Raw genomic sequence first — 20,481 nt, 5'->3', positions numbered from 1 at the left:
ACCGCTAGCCGGGCAGCTTGGCGAGCTCCGCCAGGCCGCGCGAGATCAGCGGGGCCACCACCTCGGGCGTGTGCTCGGCAGCTTTCCCGTGCGCCTGCTCCGACATCCGCCTGCGGAAGTCGATGCCGGCGGCGATGATCGCGAGCTTGAAGTAGGCCAGCGCCATGTAGAACTCCCAGTGGGCCAGCGGCCATCCGGAGACCAGCGAGTAGCGGTCGGCCAGCTCGTCGGCCGTCGGCAACAGCGGTGAGGTCCAGGCGGCCTGCGCGTTGACGATCAGGTCCAGCGCGGGGTCGCGGTACACACACATCAGCGCGGCGTCGGACAGCGGGTCCCCCAGCGTGGAGAGCTCCCAGTCCACGACGGCCAGCACCCGGGTCGGGTCGTCGGCGTCCAGGATCGTGTTGTCGATGCGGTAGTCGCCGTGCACGATCGAGCTTCGACTCTGCTGCGGGATCGCGTCGCGCAAACCGGCAAGCAGCCGCTGCACGTCGGCGTCGCGGTGGTCGTCGGGCAGGCGCACCAGCTCCCACTGCGACCCCCAGCGGCGCACCTGGCGCTCCAGGTATCCGCTGGGTTTGCCGAAATCGCCGAGCCCCACCGCGTCGGGGTCGACGCCGTGCAGGTCGACCAGCACCCGGATCAGCGCGTTGACGCAGCCGTCGATGACGGTGTGGCTGAGGGCCTCGAGCTGGGCGCGCCGGCGCACCACCTGCCCGGCGACGTATTCGACGACCTGGAACGGCGCGCCCAGCACCGACTCGTCCTCGCACAGCGCGATCGCGCGCGCCACCGGAACCGGCGTGTCCCGCAGGGCGGCGACCACGCGGTACTCGCGGGCCATGTCGTGCGCCGACGGCGTGAGGCCGTGCAGCGGCGGGCGCCGCACCAGCCAGTCGGCCTTGTCGTCGTAGACCCGGTACGTCAGGTTGGAGCGGCCGCCAGAGATGAACTCCGCCCGCAGGTCGCCGTCGCGTTCGATGCCGAGCGAACGTAGATACCGGTCCAGCCCGGCCAGGTCGAGCCCCTCGGGTTGGTCAGCTGAAGTCACCGGAATTGTTTACCACCGCCGGTTGCGCGCTGTGTATCAGCTATGCGCTTCGTGCTGTCGTTGAGCCCGCGCCGGCCGCAGTCTCGATGCCGGACCGGGTGCCGTGCGCAGATTTCGGGGCAGCAGGTCCCAGACGTGCTCGACGGCGTTGACCGTAACCACCGTCGCCTGACCGGACCGGGAGAACAACAGGCGGGTCACCGAGGCGTAGTCGATGGGGAAGGACAGCAGCCGCGCCGTGCCCAGGATCTCGTGCAGCAGCACGTTGATCACCCCGCCGTGGCTGAACACCGCCACGGTGTCGTCGTGGCCGGCCGCCGCGACGAGGTCGGCGAGCCCGGCCCGCACCCGCGCGCGAAACGCGTCCTCGTCGACCGCGCTGGGCAGGTGCCCGGAGGCCATGCGCGCCCACTCCTCGGGCCGCTCCGCGCGGATCTGTTCGACGGGAATGTAGAGCGGAAGGTCGCGGTCGTATTCGGCGAACCGGTCGTCTATGTCGACCGGCAGTTCGCGGGCCGCCGCGACCGGCGCCGCGGTCTGCACCGCGCGGCGCTGGGGGCTGCTCACCACGCGGCCGACGGGGAACCTGGCCAGCGCCGTGGGCAGTCGCCCGACCTGCGCCAGACCCGCCTCCGACAGCTCGGGATCGGACCCCTCACCGGGTTCGCTGCGCAGAGGAAGGGCATGGCGGACCAGAAGCACCTGCATGCCCCCAAGCCTCGCATGCGACGGCGCCGCGCTTGCCCGGCGCTCGCCGCCCTTGCCCGGAGCTCGGAGAATGCTATTCTCCTGGCGGAGAGTGAGGTGTGCGATGGGCGCTGGCGGGGAGACCGGACCGGACGCGGGCGTTCTCGGCCGGTGGCTCGACGCCAACGGCGCCCCGGGCGGCGGCGAGCAACCATCGCTGGAGCAGCTCAAGGGCGGCTCGCAGAACACCCTCTACCTGATCGACCGCGGCGGGGAGCGCATGGTGCTGCGGATGCCCGGGGCCCGCGCCGACGCCGCCCGCGTCGACGGGCTGCTGCGGGAGATCCGCCTGGTGCGGGCCCTGGCCGGCACCGACGTTCCCCACGCGGCCCTGATCGCCGCCGACGACACCGGCACCATCCTGGGCATGCCCTTCTACGTGATGCGCGCGATCGACGGGTGGAGCCCGATGGACGGCGGCTGGCAGCCGCCGTTCGACGCCGACCTGGCGGCCCGCCGCGGGCTGGCGTTCGAACTCGTCGAGGGCGCCGCCAAGCTGGGGCGGGTGGACTGGCGCGCCCAGGGCCTCGAGGGTTTCGGCCGCCCCGACGGGTTCCACGAGCGGCAGGTCGACCGCTGGCTGGCCTTCCTCGACGCCTACCGGGTGCGCGAGCTTCCCGGCCTGGACGTGGCCGCGGACTGGCTGCGCCGCAACCGGCCCGCGCGGTACCGGCCGGGCATCATGCACGGCGACTACCAGTTCGCCAACGTGATGTTCGCGCACGGGGCGCCGGCCCGGCTGGCCGCGATCGTGGACTGGGAGATGACCACGGTCGGCGACCCGCTGCTCGACCTCGCCTGGGCGCTGCTGGGCTACGACGGCGAAAACCCCGGCGAAGAAGGGTTTTATCTGGACATGACGGGCATGCCGACGCGCAGCGAGCTGCTGGATCACTACGAGAAGATCAGCGGCCTGTCCACCGAGAACATCGACTACTACCTGGTGCTGGCCAACTGGAAGCTCGGCATCGTGCTGGAGAAGACGTATGCCGCCGGCGTGCGCACCGGGAAAGTCGATCCCCGGGTCCAGGACGCGTTCGGCGCGATGACCCCGAAGCTGATCGCCACCGCGGCCGGGCTGGCGCGTTCGCTACCCAGCAAGGTGGGCTGACATGGGTTATGCCGAGCAGCTTTTCGATCTCACCGACCGGGTGGTGCTGATCACCGGCGGGAGCCGCGGACTGGGCCGCGAGATGGCGTTCGCCGCGGCCCGCTGCGGCGCCGACGTGGTGATCGCCAGCCGCAACATGGACAACTGCGTCGCGGCCGCCGCGGAGGTCGAGGCCGCGACGGGGCGCTCCGCGATGCCCTACCAGGTGCACGTCGGGCGCTGGGACCAGCTCGACGGCCTGGTCGAGGCGACCTACGCGCGGTTCGGCAAGGTCGACACCCTGATCAACAACGCCGGCATGTCGCCGCTGTACGACAAGCTGACCGACGTCACCGAGAAGCTGTTCGACTCGGTGGTCAACCTCAACCTCAAGGGGCCCTTCCGGTTGTCGGCGCTGGTCGGCGAGAAGATGATGGCGGCCGGGCGCGGCTCGATCATCAACGTCAGCTCCACCGGCTCGCTGCGCCCCGGCGCCGACATCATCCCCTACGCCGCGGCCAAGGCCGGGCTCAACGCGATGACCGAGGGCCTGGCGCGGGCATTCGCGCCGACGGTGCGGGTCAACACCTTGATGGCGGGCCCGTTTCTCACCGACATCAGCAAGGCCTGGAACCTGGAGGCGGCCACGCACAACCCGTTCGGGCACCTCGCGCTGCAACGCGCCGGCGACCCGCCCGAGATCGTCGGTGCCGCACTGTTCCTGGCCTCCGACGCGTCCAGCTTCACCACCGGCTCGATCGTGCGGGCCGACGGCGGAATCCCGTGACGTGACGATCGCGAGCTCGGCGCAGCCGGGCGCAGCGGGTCGCCACCATTGAACCGATAGGAGCCTTGGATGCCTTGGGACTTCTCCACCGAACCGGAGTTCGAGAAGAAACTCGACTGGGTCCGCACGTTCGTGCGCGACGAGGTCGAACCCCTCGAGGTGCTCTTCGGAGGCTGCGAGTTCCTGCCGCTGAACCAGGAGCGCCGCCGGATCGTCGACCCACTCAAGCAGCAGGTCCGCGACAGCGGCTTGTGGGCACCGCATCTGGGCCCCGATCTCGGCGGGCAGGGGTTCGGCGCGGTCAAGCTGACACTGATCAACGAGATCCTGGGCCGCAGCCCGTGGGCGCCGATCGTGTTCGGCACGCAGGCACCCGACACGGGCAACGCCGAGATCATCGCCCGCTTCGGCACCCGGGAGCAGAAGGACCGCTACCTGTCCGGGCTGCTCTCCGGGGAGATCTTCTCGTGCTTTTCGATGACCGAACCGCAGGGCGGTTCCGACCCCCGCGTCTTCACCACCCGGGCCGTACGCGACGGGGATGGCTGGGTGATCACCGGGCGAAAGTACTTCTCCTCCAACGCGTCGGTCGCCTCGTTCTTCATCGTCGTCGCGATCACCGACCCCGACGTCCCGGTCCACCGCGGCGCGTCGACCTTCCTGATCCCGGCCGGCACCGAGGGGCTGCGGATCGAGGCCACCCACCACCTGGTCGGTGCGCTGCCCCACGAGGCCGGACATTCCCTGGTGCACTACGACGGGGTACGGGTGCCCGTGGACGCGCTGCTCGGGGAACCGGGGCAGGGCTTCATGATCCTGCAGGCGCGGCTGGCCGGAGGGCGGCTGCACCACGCGATGCGCTCGATCGGGGTGGCCCAGCGCGCGGTCGAGATGATGTCGAGACGCGCGAAAAGCCGTTTCACCCAAGGCAGTTCGCTGGCCGACAAGCAGCTGGTGCAGGCCTTCATCGCCGACTCCTACACCGAGCTGATGCCCTTCCGGCTGGCCGTGCTGCACGCCGCCTGGCTCATCGACACCGCCGGCGAGCATGCGGCCCGCCAGCAGATCGCCGCCTGCAAGATCCTGGCGTCACAGGTGCTGAAATCGATTGGCATGCGCGCGATCCAGGTGCACGGCGCACTGGGCACCACCGACCAGTTGCCGCTGGTCAACGTCCTGCTCGGCGGCGTGGTGCTCGGGCTGGCCGACGGACCGACCGAGGCCCACAAGGTCAACCTGGCCAAGATGCTGCTCAAGGGGTACGAGGCCGAAGACGCCGAGTGGCCCAGCGAGATGCGCGACGTCCGCCGCGAGGCCGCCCGCGCCAAATACGGGGACCTCGTTGACCGGTAGCCGGGTCACCGCGGCCGTCGAGCGGGCGCTCGACGAGAGGCAACGGGAGGCCACCGAGGAGGTCGAGCGCATCCTGGCCGCGGCGGTGCGGGTGATGGAGCGCGTCGCGCCCGAGCCGCCGCGCGTCAGCGACATCGTCGCCGAGGCCGGCTCGTCGAATAAGGCGTTCTACCGGTATTTCGCCGGCAAGGACGACCTCATCCTGGCCGTCATGGAACGCGGGGTGGCGATCGTCGTGTCCTACCTGCAGCACCAGATGGCCAAGGAGTCGCGGCCGCGCGACCAGGTCGCCCGCTGGATCGAGGGCACGCTCGCGCAGGTCGCCGATCCGCACCTGATCAGCATGAGCCGCGCGGCCGCCGGCCAGATGTCGGCGGCGACCAACCCGCGGGCGGCCGACCAGGAGATGATGCGGCCGTTGCGGGACCTGCTCGTGACACCCGTTGCCGCGCTGGGCAGCGCCGACGTGGACCGCGACGTCGACGCCGTGTTCAACTGCACGGCCGCCACCATGCGCCGGTACGTCGGTTCGGCCGACCGGCCGGGCCCCGACGACATCGCGCACGTGGTGCGGTTCTGCCTGCAGGGGCTGGGGGCCGGCTGATGCGCGCGGTCGTCTGCCGTTCCTACGGCGCACCCGAGGACCTGGTCGTCGACGAGCTGGCCGACCCGGTGCCCGGTCCCGGCCAGCTGGTGGTGCGGGTCCACGCCGCCGCGGTCAACTTTCCCGACGTCCTGCTGATCGCGGGGAGGTATCAGGTCAAGATCCCGGTCCCGTTCGTCCCGGGCAGCGAGCTGGCCGGCGAGGTGGTGGCCGTCGGCGCGGGCGCACCGTTCCGGCCGGGCCAGCGGGTCGCCGCCACCACGCCCACCGGGGCCTTCGCCGAGCAGGCCCTGCTCGACGCGGGGTCGGTGACGCCCATCCCCGACGGCGCCGACTTCGCCTCGGCGGCCGCGTTCGGCGTCACCTACCGCACCGCCTACCACGCCCTGCGCTCGATTGCCACTGTGCGCCATGGTGATTGGGTCGTGGTGCTGGGCGCGGCCGGCGGCGTGGGACTGGCGGCCGTCGATCTGGCGGTGGCCATGGGCGCCCGGGTGCTGGCGGCCGCGTCCCGCCCGGAGAAGCTCGCGCTGTGCCGGGAGCGGGGCGCCGAGGCGATCGTCGACTACGACTCCGAGGACCTCAAGTCGCGCATCCGCGCGCTGACCGGGGACGCCGCGCGCGTGGTGCTGGACCCCGTCGGCGGAGCGTATGCGGAGCCGGCACTGCGCGCCCTGGCCCGGGGCGGGACGTTCGTCACCCTCGGCTACGCCGCGGGGACCATCCCGTCCATCCCGCTCAACCTTGTCCTGCTCAAAGGCATCACGGTGTGCGGCATGGAGATCCGCACCTTCCTGGCCGACCGGCCGCACGACGCGGCGCGCGACATGCGCGAGCTGTCGCAGATGTTCGCGGCCGGCACGGTCGCGCCCCACATCGGCGCCCGGTTCCCGTTGCCCGAGGCCGCGGCGGCCCTGCGGCACGTGGCCGACCGCAGGGCGGTCGGCAAGGTCGTCATCGACGTCACGGCGTGACGATGTCGAAATTCGGGTCGGGCTCGTCGAGCACCGCCAGGAGGGCCCGCAGCGCTTCCCGGTCCCCCGACATCCGCAACCCCGGCGAGTCGAAGTCGCCCATCGCGACGGTCAGCAGGCGGAGCTTGCCGTCCACGTTCACGGTCACCGACGCGGTCGTCGGGTCGGCGGCGACCTTGCGGTGGACCAGCACGCCGTTGCGCAGCGTGAGCCGGTAGTTGACTACCGAATCGGCGAATTCGACGTCGACGGTGACGTCGAGTTCCCAGGCGCGCGGCCCGTCGACGCGGATGGCCAGGCCGTCGAAGATCTGCTCCGGGGTGAGCTGCGTCAGCAGCGACAGCGAGGTCGCAGTGGTGGCGGTGCCGAAGTTGCCGTCGCGCAATTCGGTTGCGCCGCTGAGGAAGAAGTTGCGCCAGGTCGCGTTCTCCGCGCCGTAGGCGAGCTGCTCGAGGGTATCGGCGTACAGCTCGCGGGCGGGGCCATGACTGCTGTCGGTGAACATCGCATGGTCGAGCAGCGTTGCCGCCCAACGGAAGTCACCGGATTCGAACGCCGTGGCGGCGAGCTCGACCACCCGGTCGATGCCGCCCATCGCCGCCACATAACGGGGTCCGATGGCCTCCGGGGGATGGGGCCACAGGCGGGCCGGGTTGCCGTCGAACCAGCCCATGTAGCGCTGGTAGACCGCCTTGACGTTGTGGCTGACCGACCCGTAGTAGCCGTGCGTGTGCCAGGCCCGCTCCAGCGCCGGCGGCATCCGGAACATCTCGGCGATTTCCACGCCGGTGTGGCCGCGGTTGACCAGCCGCAGCGTCTGGTCGTGCAGGTACGCATACAGATCGCGTTGCAGCGAGAGGAACTCGACGATCCCCTCGCTCCCCCAGGTCGGCCAGTGATGAGAGGCGAACACCACGTCGGCGCGCCCGGCGAAGGTGTCGATCGCCTCGGTGAGGTAGCCCGACCACGCGTGCGGGTCGCGCACCAGCGCACCGCGCAGGGTCAGCAGGTTGTGCAGGTTGTGGGTGGCGTTCTCGGCCATGCACAACGCGCGGAAACGCGGGAAATAGAAGTGCATCTCGGCTGGCGCCTCGGTGCCGGGCGCCATCTGGAACTCGATCTCCACACCGTCGAGGGTGTGCTTGTCGCCGGTGCGCCGGACGACCACCGTCGGGACGATGACGGCCACCTCGCCGGTGGACGGGGCCTGCCCGAGCCCGCAGCCCACCTGATCGCGGGGCCCGCGCGGCAGCAGGGTGCCGTACATGTAGGTGGCGCGCCGGGTCATCGCGGGGCCCGCGTAGACGTTCTCCTGCACCGCGTGTTCGATGAACCCCTCCGGGGCCAGCACCGCCACCGCGCCGGCGTCCACGTCGGCCTGCGAGGTCACGCCCAGGACGCCGCCGAAGTGGTCGACGTGGCTATGGGTGTAGATGACCGCGACGACGGGGCGCTCGCCGCCGCGGTGGGCGCGGTACAGTCCCAGCGCCGCTGCGGCCACCTCGGTGGACACCAGCGGATCGATGACGATGATCCCGGTGTCGCCCTCGACGAAGGTGATGTTGGACAGGTCGAGGCCGCGCACCTGGTAGATGCCCGGCACCACTTCGTAGAGGCCCTGTTTGGCGGCCAGGGTCGACTGCCGCCACAGGCTGGGGTGCACCGTCGCCGGCGCGGGGCCGCCCAGGAAGGCGTACGCGTCGTTGTCCCACACGACGCGGCCGTCGTCCGCCTTGATGACGCACGGGGACAGGGCCGCGATGAAGCCGCGATCGGCGTCGCGGAAATCCGTCGTGTCCTCGAAGGGCAGCACGTGTTCGCGATGCGCCGACTCGATGACCGCGGTGGGGGGTTTGTGATGCACGGCAACAGCCTGTCACGTCCAACGACGTGCTGCAGCTAGGCACCGCGTGGTAATCGCACGGTGAATTCGGTGCGACCGGGTGCGCTGTCCACCGTGATGGTCCCGTGATGCGCCCGGACGACCGCGGAGACGATCGCCAGACCCAGACCGGTGCTGCCGCCCTTGCGGGAGCGCGAGGAGTCACCCCGCGCGAAGCGCTCGAACACCTCCGATTGCAGCGTCGCCGGAATCCCGGGTCCGTCGTCGATGACCTGCATCACGGCGTGCCCGGGTTCCGTGCTCAGCCGCGCCGTCACGACGGTGCCGGCGCCGGTGTGGATGCGGGCGTTGGCGAGCAGATTCGTGACCACCTGGTGTAGCCGCGCCGCGTCGCCGGTGACGATCACCGGTTCCTCGGGCAGGTCCAGCTCCCACTGGTGGTCCGGCCCGGCGACGTGCGCATCGCTGACCGCGTCGACCGCCAGCCGCGACAGGTCCACCGGCTCGCGCTCCAGCGGGCGCCCGGAGTCCAGGCGCGCCAGCAACAGCAGGTCCTCGACGAGGCGCGTGATCCGCTCCGTTTCCGACGCCACCCGGCTCATCGCGTGGGCCACCGCCTCACGGTCGTCGCCCATGCGCTGCGTGAGTTCGGTGTAACCACGGATCGCCGCCAGCGGGGTGCGCAGCTCGTGGCTGGCGTCGGCGACGAACTGGCGCACGCGGGTCTCGCTGGCCTGGCGCGCCGACAACGCGGCGGCGATGTGGTCGAGCATCCGGTTGAGCGCCGAACCCAGCTGACCCACCTCGGTGTGGGGGTTGGCGTCGGGTTCGGGAACCCGCACCGGAAGCTCCACCTCACCGCGGTCCAACGGGATCTCGATGACCTCGCGCGCGGTCTGGGCGACGCGGCGCAGCGGCGCCAGCGCCCGCCGGATGATGACCGCCCCCGCGGTCGTGGCCGCGACGAGAGCGATCACCGTGACGATCCCGAGGATGACCAGCATGCGGATCATGGTGGCGTCGACGTTCGCCATCGACAGGCCCGTGACGATGATGTCGTCGGCGCTCCGGCTCGGCGCGGCCACCACGCGGTAGCGGCCGAGCCCGTCGAGGTCCAGCGTCACCGGCGCGCGGCTGTCGGCGATGCGCGCGAGTTGCGTCTGCGCCGCCGGGGTCACGGCGGCCCGGGTGCCGCTGGGCGTCAGGTAGCCGGCGTCGACGGTCCTGCCGCCGCTGACCACGGCGGCCACCATGCCGGCAGGCTGACCCGGCGCGTCGAGGAAGCGCGGACCGGGCCCCGGCCGTGGAACGAAGTGCGCGTGCCGCCAGCCCGGATGGGACGGCTCGGGGTACATCAGCGCCGAGCGGTAGGACGTCCCGGCGAGCTGACCGTCGAGCTGGGCCACGAGGTGGCGCAGCAGCGACAGCTCGGTCGCGGCGGTGATCCCGATGCACACCACCGCGAGCACCACGACCTGTCCGACCAGCAGCCGCAGCCGCAGCGACCAGACCCGCAGCGCGCCAGCCAACGGTCGCGACCCGCTGCGCCCGGCTTCGCCGCGCTTGCGATCGCTGCCAGCCAACGGTCGCGACCCGCTGCGCCCGGCTTCGCCGCGCTTGCGATCGCTGCTAGCGGGCCGGCTTGAGGACATAGCCCGCCCCGCGCAGCGTGTGGATCATGGGCTCGCGACCGTTGTCGATCTTCTTGCGCAGGTAGGAGATGTAGAGCTCCACGATGTTGGAGCGGCCGCCGAAGTCGTAGCTCCACACCCGGTCGAGGATCTGCGCCTTGCTCAGCACGCGCCTGGAGTTGCGCATCATGAAACGCAGCAGCTCGAACTCGGTGGAGGTCAACGCGATCGGCTCGCCGGCGCGGGTCACCTCGTGGCTGTCCTCGTCCAGCACAAGGTCGCCGACCACCAGTTGCGCGCCGCTGTCCAGCGTGGTCACCCCGGTGCGCCGCAGCAGCGCCCGCAGCCGCAGCACCACCTCTTCGATGCTGAACGGTTTGGTGACGTAGTCGTCGCCGCCCGCGGTCAGCCCGGCGATGCGGTCTTCCACCGCGTCCTTGGCGGTCAGCAGCAGCACCGGCAGCTGCGGATTCTCCTTCCGCAGCTTGCGCAGCACGTCCAGCCCGCTCATGTCGGGCAGCATCACGTCGAGGACGACCACATCGGGACGCTGGGCGCGCGCGGCCGCCATCGCCGACGACCCGTCGCCGGCGGTGGCGATGGTCCAGCCCTCGTAACGCAGTGCCATCGCAACCATCTCGGCGAGGACGGCCTCGTCGTCGACGACCAGCACGCTGATCGGGTTACCGTCGGCTCGGCACATGACCACCCGCTCTACCGAGGCCCGGGGCTGCGTCACGAGTTCCAGTATGCGCGGCGGGCTGAGCCGCCGCTGAGGCGTTGCTATGCGTGGGCTGTGAAACACAATCGCGTGACCGCTGAGCGGTCACGCGATTGTGTCCGGTCAATATTGTGCCCGGTGAATGTCTAGGTGGCTGGTGTTTTGAATGGCGAACAATCTTCCGCCACCAAAGATCGCGATTTTCGAGAGAGTGATTTGGTCGGCAGGTCGCCGAAAGTCGCTCAGCATCCGTTCTGGCGGTGCCGGTTTTTGCCCGATTCGACTCGGCGCGCGAAACTGCCCGTTCGACACCAGCCACCTAGTACCAGTTGCGTCTGCCCGCGACGGGGCGGCCCACCGAGCCCATGATCCACAGCACGGCACCGATCACCAGCGCGACGATGCCGAGCGTCCACAACAGGGGAATGCCGAACACAAACCCGAGAATCAGCAGAACCACACCTAAGACGATCATGTCAACTTCCTTCGGTTCAGCGTTGGTTGAGGTTTCAGGACACCGGCGTCGCCGGCATCGAACTGGGTTGGGGTATGTGGCAGTCTTTGACTTTCGGGTCGAGACCCGCGTAATTCAAAGGCCCCGCAAGGACGGTCAGAGCAACGTTGCCCGCCGTGACGCAGCTGGTGGACCCGCCCGTGAAGTAGCCGCGCTGCCACGTCGCGATCACTCCGATGACCAGCCACACCAAGACAATCGCGCCGACAATCCCGCGACCGCGCATGAGGGCCTCCACTGTGCTCGAGAGATCGGTTCACTACGCCCAGCAATACCCATTCGACGTATGTCCAAACCTCCCCCGCAGGGCCGGTGAGCCGGCCAGCGCGCCCCCGACAGTCCGGCGGGTCCCGCCGTGCCGGGGTGTCCTCAGCCCCTCTGTCGCTGCGCGGACACGAATAGCGTTGGCGGCATGGAGTCTTCGGCACCCTTCGGGATGCTGCGGCCGTATCGGGCCATCAACTCCGGGAAGGTCTGCGCCGACACGTCCCAGCCGTGCTCGCGTAGCCACCGGTCGACGGCGGTGCGTTCCTCGGCGTACCAGAGTTCGTCAAAGTCGGCGATCTCGGCATCGACCAGTCTGGCGGCGGCGGCGCGCATCCGCTGCATGTCCGCACGCTGACGCCGCACCCGTTCCGGGTCGGTGAACCCCTCGCCGGGCACGTTGGAGGCCAGCCAGCTGCCCGGGGCGCTGAGCTCGTGTATCCGTTCGAACAGCAGATCCTGGGCCTGGGCCGGCAGGTAACGGACCAGACCCTCGGCCGACCACACGCTCGGCTGCGACGGGTCGAATCCCTTCTCGCGCAGCGCCTTCGGCCAGTCCTGGCGCAGGTCCACCGGCACGTTCACCAGCTGCGCCGCCGGACGGGCGCCATGGCCGCGCAGCGTGTCGGACTTGAACTCCAGCACCTTGGGCTGATCCAGCTCGTACACCACCGTCCCGTCCGGCCACGGCAGCCGCCAGGTGCGCGCATCCAGGCCAGCCGCCAGAATCACCACCTGCCGGACCCCGGCGTCGGCCGCACCGAGGAAGAACCGATCGAAAAACGCTGTCCGCGTGGCCATGAAGTCGATCATCAGCTGAATGCGCGTCCGCATTTCGGGCTCGAGCTCGACGGCCTTGGCCAGCAGCGCGGGATCGGCGTAGATGCTCCAGATGCCCTCCCCCGCGGCGTCGACGAACACGCGCGCGAACGGATCGTTGATGAGCGGGTTGTCGCTTTCGGTCTCCGCGGCGCGGGCCGCGGCGACACCGAGCGCGGTGGCTCCCACGCTTTGGGTGATGTCCCAGGAATCGTTGTCGGTACGCGCCATCGCCAGTTCCCTTCCGAACCCGAAAGTCAAGTCAGTTCCGCGCACCATTGTCTCAGCCGCGGAGGGGTCGGGTGTGCCCGGCGCCGGTGGCCTACGCTCTTTCCCAGGGGGCCCACAGGTTGCAAAGGAGTGCCATGCCGACCACGCCGCAGGACACGCCTGTGGACCTCGATGCCGTGGCGGAATGGATGACGGGGCGGGGGCTGGGCGAGGGGCCCCTGAAGGACGTGTGCGCCGTCACCGGCGGAACCCAGAACGTCATGCTGCGGTTCACCCGGGCCGGGCGGCCCTACGTGCTGCGGCGCGGACCGCGGCATCTGCGCCCGCGCAGCAACAGCGTGATCCTGCGGGAGACGAAAGTGCTTGCTGCGCTTGCGGACTCCGACGTGCCACACCCGCATCTGATCGCCACATGCGACGACCCGGGCGTGCTCGGCGATGCGGTGTTCTACTTGATGGACCCCGTCGACGGGTTCAACGCCGGCGAAGGCCTGCCGCCGCTGCACGCCGGCGACGCCCGGGTGCGCTTCGGGATGGGACTGTCGATGGCCGACGCATTGGCCAAGCTGGGCGCCGTCGACCATGTCGCCGTCGGGCTCGCCGATTTCGGCAAACCGGCCGGCTTCCTGGAACGGCAGGTGCCGCGCTGGCTTTCGGAGCTGGACTCCTACCGGCAGTACGAGAACTACCCGGGTCCGCAGATCCCGGGCGTCGACCGGGTGGCGGCGTGGCTGGAGGACCACCGGCCGGCAACCTGGAAGCCCGGCATCATGCACGGCGACTACCACGCCGCCAACGTGATGTTCTCCCGCACCGGACCCGGGGTCGTCGCCATCGTCGACTGGGAGATGTGCACGATCGGCGACCCCCTGTTGGACCTGGGCTGGCTGCTGGCCACGTGGCGCCAGCCCGAGAGCTCCAGCGTGTTCGGTCACGCGCTGGACGGTCACGACGGGCTGGCCGGCACCGACGAGCTGGTCCGGCAGTACGCGGCCAACACGACTCGCGACCTGTCGCACATCACCTGGTACACCGTGCTGGCCTGCTTCAAGCTGGGCATCGTGATCGAGGGCACCCTGGCCCGGGCGTGTGCGGGCAAAGCCGAAAAGCAGGTCGGCGACCAGCTGCATGCGGCCACGGTCCACCTGTTCGAGCGTGCGCTGACGCTCATCGACGGTGAGGCCTGAAGCGCCGTGGACGTCGGGCGGTCGGTCGCACGCTCACTCGACCACTGGGAGCGGCGGCAGTGGAGCGCGGCCATGGTGCACGCCGGCAATGCGGTCGACGAGACGGCAGCCAAGCGCCACCCGCAGCTGGGCGTCGCGAGCCGGTTCAAGCGCACCCTCCGGGACTCGCTCGACCTTTTCCGGGTGATGGCGGCACCCGGGGTCGACTTCGGCCAGAGCCGCTTTCCCCTCGCGGTCCGATCGGACCTTCCGGACGGGCGCCCCGACATCGCCGACGTCCTCTACGGCATCCACCGCTGGAACCGCGGCCACCACGACGAACTGCCCAACGGCTACGAGCTGACCCCCCACGGGCCGCGCCCGACCCGGGTGCACATCTGGCGGGACGGCAAGGTCGAGCTTCCGGCGTCGGCGGTGATCGGCCTGCTGGCGGTCGCCGTGTTCGCGCCGGAGAACAAGGGCGAGGCGATCCCCGCCGGCTACCAACTCAGCTGGCACGACCAGGTCTTCCACATCGCCTTGTGGTGGGGCTGGCAGGACCACTTCCGCGAGATCGTCGGCGCCGAGCGGATCCCCCAGTCGACGCTGGACTTCGGCCCGGCCTGGAACGACTGGTCGCCGAAAGCCTTGTGACAAGCCTTGTGACAACGTGGTGACGGCCTCAGACTGACTCATATGCGCGATCGCGAGACGATCGACTCCGAACTGCGACTCATCGCCTTGGAGCGCCGGTCGAGTCGTGACCGGGGCGGTCCGTCGAGCCAGCGGGTCGACGAACTGCTCGACGAGCGGCTGGGCCACCGCCCGGTGGCGGCCACCGGCGCCGCCGCGGCCACCGGCGTCACCGCACCGACCCGCGCAGCCACACCGCGCCGACGCAGGAGTGGGCTGCGCCGCCTCGGCCCCCTGGCGGCGTTGCCGCTGTCCCTGATCGCCGTGGCCGGCGCGGTGGTGGTGATGTTCGCCGTCCGCAAACCGCCTCTCGCGCCGGAACCGACCGAAGTCCCGCCGTCGGCGGCGGCGCCCGCCCCGGCCGCGCCGCAGGCAGCCGTCCCGACGCCCGACATCGCCGGCAAGGCACTCACCGACGCGCTGAAGCAGCAGGGCGTGCCCGTTCCCAGCAACGACTACGTGGCCGCCCAGGGGCACGCGGTCTGCGAATTCCTGAAGAAGCAGCCCGACTTCGCCGCCGCCGTCCGCTTCGTGCAGCAGTCGTCGATCTGGGACGCCGATCAAAGCACCGCCGTCACCGCCGGCGCCATCGTCTCGTACTGCCCCCAGGTCCATCCCGCAAGCCCGGACACGATGCAGCCGAATCTGCAGAAAGCGCTGTCCGACCTGCAGGCCATCGAAGGCAAACTGCAAGGCATCCAAGGCGATCTGCACGGCATCGAGGGCGATCTGCCGGCCCTGCCGGGCCACGGGTGAGGCGGCGACCCGAAACCCGCGTCCCCCAGGCAGCGTCGTCGCGCTCCAGCCGGCTGAGCGCGCCCGAAGGGATTCGAACCCCCAACCTTCTGATCCGTAGTCAGAACAGCCCGCTTTCAGGCCGTTTCACGGTGTCCCGCCATATCCAGGCCAACCCGTCTCACCTGCGCAAACCGTCTTGCGATGTCCCGTCATGACGCGCGGCGTATCACGCCAGCTGTGACAAGGGCGCGACAACTTAGGCACCGGATTTATCGCCGACGACCTCTGGGTTATGCCTCTCCCCCGATCCTGCGGCCGCGTTTATCGCGGCACTCAATCGTCGTGCCCATGTCAACGAGCGGCCGGCGACACGCTAATCAGAAGCGGTTTCTGAATCGCTCGTAGCGGACCGCGCACCAATTGCGCCTGCTCGGCATCGCGCTACCCGCCACGGGCGCGCTCAGTCGACGGCGCCGGCGACCACCTCGACCGTGGCATTTATGTTACGCTTTCTGCATCCACGCCGCACAGCCGAGAGAGGTGACCGCCATGAACGACGTGTTCAACACGTTGCTTGAACTCGAGGGCCGCGACCCTGAGTTCGCCCGCGCGTACGCCGCAGAGTCGGCGCGGATCGAGGCGATCGACTCCATCATCAACGCGCTCGACGAAGCGCGCGGCGCGGAGAAACTGAGCAAGGCGGCGCTGGCCCGAGCGATCGGCTCCGACCCGAGCACTGTGCGGCGACTCCTGTCGTCTGAGTCGGTGAACCCGACACTCAGCACCATCGCCGAGGTCGCTGCGGCGCTGGGCATGAAGGTGACGCTCACACCGATGTCGGAGGACGAGCGCACCCGCATCACCGAACCCATGCGGGCCTGCGCCCAGCTCGCCCCCATCGCGGCGCGGATGTCGTCCACAGTGGCAAGCGACCTCGGGTTGCGTCCAAGGTACTCGTCGCCCAGTTCGCGCACCTCGGCGTAACGGGAGTCGGGCAGGGTCGTCCGGTACGGCTTCGCAGCGCCGTCGACCGTAAAAAACGATCAGTCGGCGTCTATCGACCGGATCGATGAGTGGGAACGCGATGCAACGAACCACGCAGACCACATGCCAACCTGGCCAACCTGTTGAAGCCGCCCCGGTATTGGCGCGACGCCTTCCGCCCGTCGTCGCGCAGGTCAGCCTGGATGCGTGGAGCGCCACGGACGCCGTCGGAGTCCGCATGGCACTTGGCGACCTTGCTGTCCAGCTCAGCGCGACGCCGCTGCCCTGCCAATTACACCCGTCGCGTCGAAACATTCTAAACACCAATCTAATTCAGATAGCGAGCGGCGAGGTGCAGTTGGGCTACCTACTCAAGGCCCAGGTGGGTTGCGTGACCGATGCGCTTAAGGGTTTGAAGTTCGGCTCAGACACGGCTCATCTCTCTTGACGCTGGCCGGGCCCCTTCCGGCGGTCACGTGTTGTCGCACAACTCGACTCTGATCGCCCGTTCCGGGCAGCCGGCCGCGCCCTGGATGGCGTTCTCCAACATGCTGTCGTCGACGTAGGGCTTGACGACGACGCAGTAGCCCTCGGCGTCGGGTTGACACACCTCTGGAGCATGGGAGTAGCACACGCCCCATCACAGGCAGCGATTTCGGTTGGAGACCATTCTTATCCGCGCGCTTTCGTCCGCCTCGGCCGCAGCGAAGCGGGCGCGCATGTCATGCTGTGTGTCGGGGGTGAGTCCCCGCTTGGTGATGAGGTTGACTGCGCGAGCGACCATCTCGGTGTTGGCGGCAGTCCGGAACACCAACGGGCAATCCCCGATGCCCACCCGAATACCCAGCCCACGGTCCAGTGCATGCTCCCTAAGCTCTTGACAGCGTTCGGCCGAGTTATTGGGCACCCAGCGGTCGGAGAAGAACAGCTTGATGTTCAATGGTTGCCGCAGGATCCCGATGCGGGTGGCCAGTATCACCCAGCGTAGGTCGACTGCGTTGAACACCGCGATGCTGGGGTGCCAGCCCCAGCTTGATGAACCGATCGTCGGCGGCGAAATCGACTGCTTTGAATTGGTTCTCGTCTTCTTGCCACAGGAATCGTTTGACGTGTTGAGCCGGGCCGAACGGCGCGACCAATAAACCGGTATCGGCTGGTGGATGCTCGGCCAGCGCCCAGATGCGATCGAAGCTTTCCTGATAGCCGGGGTAGGCCAGCGGATCGACTTCACGGGCCGGCGTGGCCACGATGGCGCGGGAGACCTCATCGTCGACCCAGGCTGGCCGACCATCGTCGTAGCGGGCATGGTAACGAACAACCCTGGCTCCGTGCTGGATGCAGTCCACCACGTCGCGAGCCGTCCCTTCAGCACCGTAGGGCACATTCGGGTTTTCGTCCTTGCTGACCTCCTCGTTGACCTCGACTTCGAGATACACCTTGCCGTCGCCGCGAAAACTCATTGCGTTACCACCCTTTCGCCGCAGGTGTCCACAACCGGCCTTTGACCCAAAAGCAGTCAAAGGCAGACGATCCAGCCGAGCGCCGCGACCCTTCACCGGCGTGCCCTCACCGGACAGCAGCCGGCCTTGGCGCGTGGTCTGCGGATCCATTCCTCGATGGTCATCCGGCCGCTCGCCCATCGTCGCCGTCACGTCGGAGGGTGACCGGACAGTAGAAGCACCCCCGCAACCACCAATGCGATGACCTTGACCACCTCCAGGCCGACGTACGCGTAGTGGCCGCGAGAGCGGGGCGCGTTCAGGCCGGCAAGGACCTTGTCGGAGCGTCGGTTCAAGAACGGTCGCACGGCGATTAACTGGGTGGCGAGCATGGCGAAGGCTGTCAGGAATGCCGCGACGACGCCTGCCGGCGGTGGGCTGACCATAATGACCGCTGCGACGACGGCGGCGAACATGACCTCGATACTGTTAAGCGCGCGGAAGACTAGGCGCCCGATCCCCAGACCGATCTGCCTCGTCACGTTGGGCGCGCGGAACTTCAACGGGGCTTCCAAAAACGAGATCGCGAGCACCATCCCCAGCCACACGAAGATGACGGCGACGGCTACCGGTGATCCACCGCTCACCGGGCAGCCCCTTCCAGCGTGAGGTGGGCCAGACACAGATCCGGTTCGACGAACGCGTCCAGTCGGTCGACGGCGACCGGCGACTCCCAGCTTTCCAGGGCCCCTTGCATGAGGCCCAGGTGGATCGGGCAGATGACGTTGGCCCGGGTCTCGGCGAGTTCGAGGAACGGGCAGTGCCGCAAGCCAATCTGCTGCTCCCCGCCGGATTCTCGGCGCTCGGACGCGAACCCGAGCTCATCGAGCACCCCGACGAGGCGATCGATCGATTCCTTTGCGCCCATCGTCTTGCCTTGTGGCGCCGGCGATTCCAACCGCCGCCCCCAGGCCCGGCCCGCGGCTAGCGCCTTGGCACGTGTGTCGCGGCCGGCGGCAAGGCTCATCGTGAGAATCTCGGCGAGCAGCCGGTAATGGCGCGGTCCACCGGGATCCATCTGCGGGATCGCACGAAACATCAGCGGTGGGCGCCCCGGTCCTCGGTGATCCGGCTCGACCTGCTCCACCTGGCCGTCGCTGACCAATGTGTCCAGATGGAAGCGGACGGTGTTGGGATGCACACCCAGTTCGGCGGCGAGGGCGGTGATGCTCATTGGGCCGGGCGCCGCCTTCAATACCCGCAGCACGCCACGACGTCGACTGGAGTGTTCCTCGGATGACCCGGCGATAGCGCTCACGCTCCGTTTGCATCCTGCTTGGGCAGACTGGCCACCAGTGGCGTGTCGACGCCGAGCGGGCCCATCTTGGCAGCCCCGCCCGGTGACCCCAGCGGCTCGTCGCGGCCTGGCAGGGTTTCGAAAAAGAATGCTGCGTTGTCCGCTTGATAGGGCTGCAGGTCCGGTGGCAGATCGTCTTCGTAGTAGATGGCCTGAACCGGGCAGACCGGCTCGCACGCTCCGCAGTCCACGCATTCGTCGGGATGGATGTAGAGCGCCCGGCCGCCCTCGTAGATGCAATCCACCGGGCACTCCTCCACGCAGGCCCGATCCATCACGTCAACACACGGCTTCCCGATCACATACGTCATGACGTAGAGTTTACACAAGGCGGTATTGTGAAAACTAAGGAGGGTGCGAGATCCGATGCCCGACAATCAATGCGACATCCCCCCATCCCGGGATGAAAGTAGTGGCGCTGGCGGGCACGTCGACTCGCCGGAAACCGCCCTGGTTACCGCCGCGCACGACGGCGGAAAGTTCCAGCCCAACAAGGACGGCCGCAACGGGGATCACGCTGTGGGCTATCGCGCGGAGCTGCTGCGTGCCGAGGACATCGTCGACCCGGAAACCTGGGCCGGCGGGCTGGAAGACAAGCGGGCGATTGCGCCGCGACTGCGGGTCGGTCGTGACAAGTGGTTCAACCTGCTGTGGCTGCTTCCCATTGGGTTCGCCCTGTTGGTCGCGGCGGTGGCGGTGGGCAAAGGCCTGCACAACATGCCGGCGGTGCAGGCCTTCATCCAGCGGTATCCCGGTACCCATGTGCCTTCCGGGGTCGTCGCGGGCATCCCGGCCTGGGTGGGCTGGACGCATTTTTTCAACCTGTTCTTGATGATGTTCATCATCCGCTCGGGCATGCAGATCCTGTGCGATCATCCGCGGCTGTACTTCAGTCGCAACGCCACGCCCGGCAAGGACGAGTGGCTGCGGGTGGCCAAGCCGGTGCCGGACGACCCGCTGTGGACGGCCAAGGACGATTCGGTTGGGCTGCCCGCTCAGTTGGGGTTGCCGGGGATTCGCCATTCCATCGGGCTGGCGCGCTGGTGGCATCTCGGTGTCGACGTCGTGTGGCTGCTCAACGGCGCGGTCTTCTACGTGCTGTTGTTCTCGACCGGGCAATGGCGTCACATCGTGCCGACCAGCTGGGATGTCTTTCCCAACGCCGCATCAGTTGCGATCCAATACCTGTCGCTGCACTGGCCGACCGACCACACCTGGGTGGCCTACAACTCACTGCAATTGATGGCTTACTTCACCACCGTCTTCATCGCCGCACCGCTTGCGGTCATCACCGGGCTCGGGATGTCGCCGGCGCTGTCGATGCGTCTCACCGTGATCAGCAAGCGATTGAGCATCCAGACCGCGCGGTCGCTGCATTTCCTGGTGCTGGTGTATTTCCGGCTCTATTGCCATGAATGTGGATGACCTCATGTGTGGTATGGGAGCTCGAGGGTGACCGGCCCGCAGACGAGCAT

The 20,481-nt window shown here is 68.8% G+C and carries 24 protein-coding genes and 1 pseudogene; 11 read left to right on the top strand and 14 right to left on the bottom strand.

Going from position 1 to position 20,481, the window contains the following annotated elements:
* Nucleotides 1-4 precede the first annotated feature (4 nt).
* Nucleotides 5-1,051 carry a phosphotransferase family protein gene (locus FPZ47_RS12790; RefSeq protein ID WP_144956085.1) on the bottom strand — a complete coding sequence of 349 codons (1,047 nt, stop codon included), beginning with the start codon at nucleotides 1,049-1,051 and terminating at the stop codon, nucleotides 5-7.
* A gap of 36 nt (nucleotides 1,052-1,087) precedes the next feature.
* Nucleotides 1,088-1,759: a histidine phosphatase family protein gene (locus FPZ47_RS12785; protein ID WP_144956088.1), complete on the bottom strand. Its 672-nt coding sequence runs from the start codon at nucleotides 1,757-1,759 to the stop codon at nucleotides 1,088-1,090.
* A 103-nt stretch (nucleotides 1,760-1,862) separates the two neighbouring features.
* Here FPZ47_RS12785 and FPZ47_RS12780 point away from each other — a divergent pair, with 103 nt between their 5' ends.
* From FPZ47_RS12780 to FPZ47_RS12760, 5 genes are all read left to right on the top strand, one after another.
* On the top strand, nucleotides 1,863-2,909 hold the full coding sequence (locus FPZ47_RS12780) for a phosphotransferase family protein (protein WP_144956091.1): 1,047 nt from the start codon (nucleotides 1,863-1,865) through the stop codon (nucleotides 2,907-2,909).
* A gap of 1 nt (nucleotide 2,910) precedes the next feature.
* Nucleotides 2,911-3,675, top strand: a complete 765-nt coding sequence (locus tag FPZ47_RS12775) for an SDR family NAD(P)-dependent oxidoreductase (protein WP_144956094.1) — start codon at nucleotides 2,911-2,913, stop codon at nucleotides 3,673-3,675.
* Nucleotides 3,676-3,744: 69 nt separating this feature from the next.
* Complete coding sequence (locus tag FPZ47_RS12770) at nucleotides 3,745-5,028, top strand: acyl-CoA dehydrogenase family protein (protein ID WP_144956096.1); 1,284 nt, start codon at nucleotides 3,745-3,747, stop codon at nucleotides 5,026-5,028.
* On the top strand, nucleotides 5,018-5,632 hold the full coding sequence (locus FPZ47_RS12765) for a TetR/AcrR family transcriptional regulator (RefSeq protein WP_144956099.1): 615 nt from the start codon (nucleotides 5,018-5,020) through the stop codon (nucleotides 5,630-5,632). Before FPZ47_RS12770 ends, FPZ47_RS12765 begins: the two co-directional genes overlap by 11 nt.
* Nucleotides 5,632-6,606, top strand: a complete 975-nt coding sequence (locus FPZ47_RS12760; RefSeq protein WP_144956101.1) for an NADPH:quinone oxidoreductase family protein — start codon at nucleotides 5,632-5,634, stop codon at nucleotides 6,604-6,606. Before FPZ47_RS12765 ends, FPZ47_RS12760 begins: the two co-directional genes overlap by 1 nt.
* On the opposite strand, the gene FPZ47_RS12755 is transcribed toward FPZ47_RS12760, so the two are convergent.
* The 6 genes from FPZ47_RS12755 to FPZ47_RS12735 all read right to left on the bottom strand — a co-directional run bounded on the left by FPZ47_RS12755 (nucleotide 6,596) and on the right by FPZ47_RS12735 (nucleotide 12,629).
* Complete coding sequence (locus tag FPZ47_RS12755) at nucleotides 6,596-8,470, bottom strand: alkyl/aryl-sulfatase (RefSeq protein WP_144956104.1); 1,875 nt, start codon at nucleotides 8,468-8,470, stop codon at nucleotides 6,596-6,598. The genes FPZ47_RS12760 and FPZ47_RS12755 overlap by 11 nt on opposite strands.
* A 35-nt stretch (nucleotides 8,471-8,505) precedes the next feature.
* Entirely contained in the window at nucleotides 8,506-9,978 is a 1,473-nt protein-coding gene (locus FPZ47_RS12750; protein ID WP_246133574.1) for a sensor histidine kinase, read from the bottom strand.
* A gap of 100 nt (nucleotides 9,979-10,078) precedes the next feature.
* A complete protein-coding gene (locus FPZ47_RS12745; RefSeq protein ID WP_144956113.1) occupies nucleotides 10,079-10,783 on the bottom strand; it encodes a response regulator transcription factor in 705 nt (234 codons plus the stop codon).
* Nucleotides 10,784-11,120: 337 nt separating this feature from the next.
* Entirely contained in the window at nucleotides 11,121-11,276 is a 156-nt protein-coding gene (locus tag FPZ47_RS28375) for a hypothetical protein (RefSeq protein WP_168209438.1), read from the bottom strand.
* Nucleotides 11,277-11,310: 34 nt separating this feature from the next.
* Nucleotides 11,311-11,541, bottom strand: a complete 231-nt coding sequence (locus tag FPZ47_RS12740; RefSeq protein ID WP_425461838.1) for a hypothetical protein — start codon at nucleotides 11,539-11,541, stop codon at nucleotides 11,311-11,313.
* Between the two features lie 143 nt (nucleotides 11,542-11,684).
* The gene (locus FPZ47_RS12735) at nucleotides 11,685-12,629 is read right to left on the bottom strand and encodes a class I SAM-dependent methyltransferase (RefSeq protein ID WP_144956332.1); all 945 of its coding nucleotides are present in this window, start codon (nucleotides 12,627-12,629) and stop codon (nucleotides 11,685-11,687) included.
* A 134-nt stretch (nucleotides 12,630-12,763) separates the two neighbouring features.
* On the opposite strand from FPZ47_RS12735, the gene FPZ47_RS12730 reads away from it, so the two are divergent.
* From FPZ47_RS12730 to FPZ47_RS12710, 5 genes are all read left to right on the top strand, one after another.
* The gene (locus FPZ47_RS12730; protein WP_246133591.1) at nucleotides 12,764-13,816 is read left to right on the top strand and encodes a phosphotransferase family protein; all 1,053 of its coding nucleotides are present in this window, start codon (nucleotides 12,764-12,766) and stop codon (nucleotides 13,814-13,816) included.
* 6 nt (nucleotides 13,817-13,822) lie between these two features.
* Nucleotides 13,823-14,449 (top strand): hypothetical protein, encoded by a 627-nt coding sequence (locus FPZ47_RS12725; RefSeq protein ID WP_144956335.1) that lies wholly within the window; start codon nucleotides 13,823-13,825, stop codon nucleotides 14,447-14,449.
* Between the two features lie 42 nt (nucleotides 14,450-14,491).
* A complete protein-coding gene (locus FPZ47_RS12720) occupies nucleotides 14,492-15,244 on the top strand; it encodes a DUF732 domain-containing protein (RefSeq protein WP_144956338.1) in 753 nt (250 codons plus the stop codon).
* Between the two features lie 531 nt (nucleotides 15,245-15,775).
* Nucleotides 15,776-16,210 carry a helix-turn-helix domain-containing protein gene (locus FPZ47_RS12715; protein ID WP_246133592.1) on the top strand — a complete coding sequence of 145 codons (435 nt, stop codon included), beginning with the start codon at nucleotides 15,776-15,778 and terminating at the stop codon, nucleotides 16,208-16,210.
* Between the two features lie 238 nt (nucleotides 16,211-16,448).
* Complete coding sequence (locus FPZ47_RS12710; protein WP_144956342.1) at nucleotides 16,449-16,658, top strand: hypothetical protein; 210 nt, start codon at nucleotides 16,449-16,451, stop codon at nucleotides 16,656-16,658.
* 24 nt (nucleotides 16,659-16,682) lie between these two features.
* Here the strand turns inward: FPZ47_RS12710 and FPZ47_RS29405 are convergent, their stop codons facing one another.
* From FPZ47_RS29405 to fdxA, 6 genes are read right to left on the bottom strand one after another with little or no spacing between them, the layout of a single operon-like run.
* Nucleotides 16,683-16,820, bottom strand: coding sequence for a ferredoxin (locus FPZ47_RS29405; protein WP_246133593.1), 138 nt, complete (start codon nucleotides 16,818-16,820; stop codon nucleotides 16,683-16,685).
* 30 nt (nucleotides 16,821-16,850) lie between these two features.
* Nucleotides 16,851-17,150: a 3-keto-5-aminohexanoate cleavage protein gene (locus tag FPZ47_RS29400; protein WP_246133594.1), complete on the bottom strand. Its 300-nt coding sequence runs from the start codon at nucleotides 17,148-17,150 to the stop codon at nucleotides 16,851-16,853.
* A complete protein-coding gene (locus tag FPZ47_RS29395; RefSeq protein WP_246133595.1) occupies nucleotides 17,107-17,820 on the bottom strand; it encodes a 3-keto-5-aminohexanoate cleavage protein in 714 nt (237 codons plus the stop codon). The genes FPZ47_RS29400 and FPZ47_RS29395 overlap by 44 nt, the downstream gene beginning before the upstream one ends.
* Before the next feature lie 38 nt (nucleotides 17,821-17,858).
* A complete protein-coding gene (locus FPZ47_RS12700; RefSeq protein ID WP_144956354.1) occupies nucleotides 17,859-18,245 on the bottom strand; it encodes a hypothetical protein in 387 nt (128 codons plus the stop codon).
* A 47-nt stretch (nucleotides 18,246-18,292) separates the two neighbouring features.
* On the bottom strand, nucleotides 18,293-18,967 hold the full coding sequence (locus FPZ47_RS12695) for a helix-turn-helix transcriptional regulator (RefSeq protein WP_144956345.1): 675 nt from the start codon (nucleotides 18,965-18,967) through the stop codon (nucleotides 18,293-18,295).
* Nucleotides 18,964-19,317 carry a ferredoxin gene (fdxA, locus tag FPZ47_RS12690; RefSeq protein ID WP_144956348.1) on the bottom strand — a complete coding sequence of 118 codons (354 nt, stop codon included), beginning with the start codon at nucleotides 19,315-19,317 and terminating at the stop codon, nucleotides 18,964-18,966. Before fdxA ends, FPZ47_RS12695 begins: the two co-directional genes overlap by 4 nt.
* 208 nt (nucleotides 19,318-19,525) lie before the next feature.
* Between fdxA and FPZ47_RS12685 the strand changes: the two are divergent.
* Nucleotides 19,526-20,413 (top strand): annotated as a pseudogene (locus FPZ47_RS12685) (molybdopterin-dependent oxidoreductase); the annotation flags it as partial.
* Nucleotides 20,414-20,481: the final 68 nt, after the last annotated feature.

The sequence above is a fragment of the Mycobacterium helveticum genome (assembly GCF_007714205.1).
Lineage (GTDB): Bacteria > Actinomycetota > Actinomycetes > Mycobacteriales > Mycobacteriaceae > Mycobacterium > Mycobacterium helveticum.
The sequence above is the reverse complement of the archived record's forward strand: the minus strand, read 5'-3'. Positions and strand labels throughout refer to the sequence as shown.